Below are 4614 nucleotides of genomic sequence, written 5' to 3'. Positions count from 1 at the left end.
GTGTCCCCTAGGTCTGCATACTGTAATTCTTGGGCTGCCCATTTCTCCATTTTTTTGCTTACCTCCACCTTGATTCCTTCTTTCAAAACTATACCTATCAATCGTTTCCCCTTTTTTTAAGTTTCTTCTCTTTTTGTTAAGAAAGATCTGACTAATGGATAGCTTGATAAGGGGGGAAATCTGACAATTTTTAACACCTACCTACTTATTGTTATAATAATGACATCAATCAAGCTATAGTCGCCTATGTCTGAACAATTAATCGCTAATCTTGCTAATGCCTTTAAACCAGTTCCTTTACCTGCCGATAGTCCCTTTTATGTGGATCTAAAAGCAGTGAGAGCGGATGCCGATGTTTGTCAAGATTTGGGCAGAAAAATTATTCTTTCGCTGCCAACAAACTACACCCATCAACTCTACACAGGACATCGAGGAGGGGGGAAATCCACGGAATTATTGCGGCTGAAAAAATATCTAGAGCAAAAAAATTGTTTTGTTGTTTATTTTGCGGCAGATGAAGACGATATCGATCCAGAAGATGCTCAATATACAGATATTCTCATTGCCTGTACGCACCATTTATTAGAACAACTAAAACAGGCTAATTCAACCCCCTTAAAAAACTGGATAAAATCTCGTTGGCAGGATTTAATTGATTTAGCTTTAACAGAGATTAAAGTGGAAGATGTCAAATTAGAAACGGGAGACTTGATTAAATATTTTGGTAAAATGTCTGCGGCGATTCGGGCAATTCCCAGTCAAAGACAAGAAATAAGAAATAAAATCAATCCTCATACTGTTACGCTGTTAACAGCACTCAATGAGTTTATTGATAATAGCAAAACTGTCTTAGATGATTCAACAAAATTAGTGGTAATTGTTGATAACTTAGATCGCATCGTACCGATATATCGGCGAGATCATAAAACGAATCATGATGAGATTTTTTTAGATCGAGCTAATCAATTAAAGGGGTTAAATTGTCATTTGATTTATACTATACCTATTTCAATGGCCTATTCTAATCGGGCCAATGATCTACGGGATATTTATGATAATGACCCGATGGTTTTACCGATGATTATGATCCGCAATCTTGATCGTACTATTAATCCTGATGGTATGGCAAAAATTAAGGCTATTATTGAGAAAAGAACGCAGCAATTTTTACCGAAGAAAAAGCTAGAAACAGATATTTTTGAAAGTCAAGAAGTTCTGGAGCGATTATGTTTAATGACTGGAGGTCATGTACGAAACCTAATTTTATTAATGCAAACCGCTTTAGATCATGTGGATGCTTTACCTATTACCGCAAAAGCTGCTCAAAGAGCAATAACTCAAGCTAGAGATGTCTATCGGAGAACAGTAGAACACGAGCAGTGGAAAATTATGGCTAAGGTACATCTTACCAACGAAATTCAAAATGATGAAGCTCATCGTAAATTATTATTCAATCGTTGTATTTTACAATATGCTTATTTTGATGCAGATGCAGAGTTGAAAAGTTGGTATGATGTGCATCCTTTAATTACCGAAATTAAGGAGTTTAAAGACGCAATCCTCAGCCAACCCACACCGGGAGGAGTATAATAATGACAAACCCAAAAGTAAAACCCTTAACTAACTCTCAGGAATCGGATTTTGAAGGATTGCTAGAAGAGCAACCCCTAACAGCAGCAGAATCCTATCAATCATTACTGCGATCGCTCAGACGAAAAAATGGCTTTAATTTACTCTTTGTTCGCTGTTCTCCCGTGCAAGCTGATGAGATTATTCGGAGAGTCAGTCAAGATTTACCTAATAAAAATATTCAAGTCCTGCAGCTTGATTCAGAAACCGATAATTTGTATGATAAAATTGTCTATCTACCAAATTATACCAATCTAAACATTCTTTTTGTGCGCGGTTTAGAAAATGCACTACTGCGCTACGAAGAAGCGGAAAGTGAAGGCTATTTCTTATCGAGTCAAAGTCCGGTTTATGGGGGAACCTGGGCCGGAGTTCCTAAGATTTTAGGCTATTTAAACCTATCCCGTGAGCGATTTGAGCGGCAATTTCCCTTTACTTTAGTATTCTTATTGCCGGAATTTGCCTTGCGGTATTTTATTCGTCGTGCGTCGGATTTTTTTGATTGGTATTCGGGAGTTTATGAATTTCCGACGGATAAGGACATATTGGAAAGAGAAATTGAAAGACTGGTTTATTTAGACGGCGATCTCGATACCTATCAACAATTCACTCCCCAACAACGACAGGAAAAGTTAGCCGAAATTAAAGCCTATTTAAGCGATTCCCCATCTCTCGATCCTGTTCAAACATCTGAATTGTGGCATAAAAAAGGCTTAATTCATCAAATGGGAAAAGAATACGAACAAGCGATCGCATCCTACGACAAAGCTTTAGAAATTAAACCCGATTACCATCAAGCTTGGTACAACCGAGGGGTTGCGTTAGGTAATTTAGGCAGATTAGAAGAAGCGATCGCCTCTTACGACAAAGCTTTAGAAATTAAACCCGATTACCATGAAGCTTGGTACAACCGAGGGTTTGCGTTAGATGATTTAGGCAGATTTGCAGAAGCGATCGCCTCTTACGACAAAGCTTTAGAAATTAAACCCGATGACCATGAAGCTTGGTACGGCCGAGGGTTTGCGTTAGGTAATTTAGGCAGATTTGCAGAAGCGATCGCATCTTACGACAAAGCTTTAGAAATTAAACCCGATGACCATGAAGCTTGGTACAACCGAGGGTTTGCGTTAGATGATTTAGGCAGATTTGCAGAAGCGATCGCATCTTACGACAAAGCTTTAGAAATTAAACCCGATGACCATGATGCTTGGAACTACCGAGGGGTTGCGTTAGGTAATTTAGACAGATTGGCAGAAGCGATCGCATCCTTCGATCGAGCTTTAGAATTTAAACCCGATGACCCTGATACTTGGGATAATCGAGGATATGTTTTAACTTGTATGGGACGATATAAAGATGCATTAGAATCTTGGGATCGTGCTATTAAAATTAATTCAAATTATGCTAATGCTTACTACAATAAAGCTTGCTGTTATGGCTTACAAAACAATGTGGAATTAGCTATCGAAAACTTACAAAGCGCCATCAATCTTGATGTCGAATATCAGGATATGGCGAAAACGGATAAAGATTTTGAGCAGATTCGGGGAGATGAGCGGTTTCAGAGTTTCCTAAATCGAGTATAATAATATATATTTGTATTTTAGCTAAGGAGATATTCTATGACTAACACCTACACAGCTATCATTCAGCCAGACGGAGATTGGTGGATTGGTTGGATAGAAGAAATTCCGGGAGTTAACTGTCAAGAAGCATCTCGTGATCAGTTATTAGAAACCCTAAAAATTACTCTTAGTGAAGCATTAGAATTGAATAAACAGGAAGCAATTTCCGCTACTAGGGGAAACTACCAAGAAGAGAAAATTGTTGTATGAAGCGCAAACAGTTTATCGATCACGTCCTGTAGGGGCGAAGCATTCGGATAGGAAATCTACGGTTTCAGCGATAAGTTATTGCCCGAATCTTCGCCCGTACTTTTTCAGCAAGTCCTAGCCATTCTTGGTAGTTTAACCCCCAATTAAATAAAAGATCTGCGATTCCAAGACATACCGGAGTGATAATTATCACAATTGGTCAATTCAGCAATGGGAAAAAGTTGCCAACCCTTTATTAACTTGTGAGGCAGTTATCACTGAATCCTGTTTTATTTTGTGAAGTAAATAAAGAGAGAAAATTATTCATGTCAAAAAAAACTATTGATCTCAATCAAGTACAGTTAACTTTACAAGAACTACTTGCCTTAATAAAGGTAGATACTGAAATTATTATAACCGAAGGAAACAAGCCTGTAGCTCGTCTAATTTCTTGGGGAGATACTGAAAAAACAACGTCTGAAACTCCTTCTCCTAAGTTACGACAACCAGGACTACACGCTGGAAAAATTAGGACTAGCGAAGATTTTGATGAGCCACTTCCTGAAGAATTTTGGACAGGTGAATCATGAAATTTCTTTTAGATACCCATACATTTATTTGGTGGGATAGCGAACCAGAAAAACTCTCTCAAAGAGCTTTAGAACTGTGTAGAGATCCTAGTAATACGCTATTACTTAGTATTACAAGTATTTGGGAAATGCAAATCAAACTACAACTAGGTAAACTATCACTCAAGATACCTTTAGCAGAAATGATTAATACTCAGCAGGAAACTAACCAAATTGGCCTTTTATCAATTACAGTCAGCCATGTTTTAGCTTTAAATACTTTACCTAACATCCATAAAGATCCATTTGACCGCTTGTTAGTTGCTCAAGCTAATCTTGAAAATGCTAGACTGATTAGCCATGATTCAATATTAGCAAAATATCCTGTTCAGATAGATTGGTAGATAGGGCTTGCTGAATAAATGTGAAATATAGACGAGGTAAGAGTTTTAGGGTTCTGTTTTGCTCTCACAGGTGCAAGATTTTGAGAGAATCGTCGTTCAAAACCTTGCGTCTTCATCCGCCAGCGTCCTGTAGGGGCGAAGCATTCGGGCAATAACCTATCGGTGAAACCAGAGATTTTCTATCCGAATGCTTCGCCC

5 protein-coding genes are annotated in these 4614 nt (G+C 38.1%); all 5 read left to right on the top strand.

Annotation, left to right across the window (positions count from 1 at the left end):
- The first annotated feature begins 246 nt into the window (after nt 1–246).
- The 5 genes from IM477_RS17865 (at nt 247) to IM477_RS17845 (ending at nt 4416) form a co-directional block, all read left to right on the top strand.
- A complete protein-coding gene (locus IM477_RS17865; RefSeq protein ID WP_287732885.1) occupies nt 247–1590 on the top strand; it encodes a P-loop NTPase fold protein in 1344 nt (447 codons plus the stop codon).
- A 2-nt stretch (nt 1591–1592) separates the two neighbouring features.
- Nucleotides 1593–3215: a tetratricopeptide repeat protein gene (locus IM477_RS17860; protein WP_287732884.1), complete on the top strand. Its 1623-nt coding sequence runs from the start codon at nt 1593–1595 to the stop codon at nt 3213–3215.
- Between the two features lie 36 nt (nt 3216–3251).
- On the top strand, nt 3252–3464 hold the full coding sequence (locus IM477_RS17855; protein ID WP_104396960.1) for a hypothetical protein: 213 nt from the start codon (nt 3252–3254) through the stop codon (nt 3462–3464).
- Between the two features lie 305 nt (nt 3465–3769).
- Nucleotides 3770–4033 (top strand): type II toxin-antitoxin system Phd/YefM family antitoxin, encoded by a 264-nt coding sequence (locus IM477_RS17850; protein ID WP_287732882.1) that lies wholly within the window; start codon nt 3770–3772, stop codon nt 4031–4033.
- The gene (locus IM477_RS17845; protein ID WP_002734288.1) at nt 4030–4416 is read left to right on the top strand and encodes a type II toxin-antitoxin system VapC family toxin; all 387 of its coding nucleotides are present in this window, start codon (nt 4030–4032) and stop codon (nt 4414–4416) included. Before IM477_RS17850 ends, IM477_RS17845 begins: the two co-directional genes overlap by 4 nt.
- Nucleotides 4417–4614: the final 198 nt, after the last annotated feature.

It is taken from the genome of Microcystis sp. M090S1, from assembly GCF_020246295.1.
Classification (GTDB): domain Bacteria; phylum Cyanobacteriota; class Cyanobacteriia; order Cyanobacteriales; family Microcystaceae; genus Microcystis; species Microcystis aeruginosa.
This window is presented reverse-complemented; position numbering and strand designations above follow the sequence as displayed.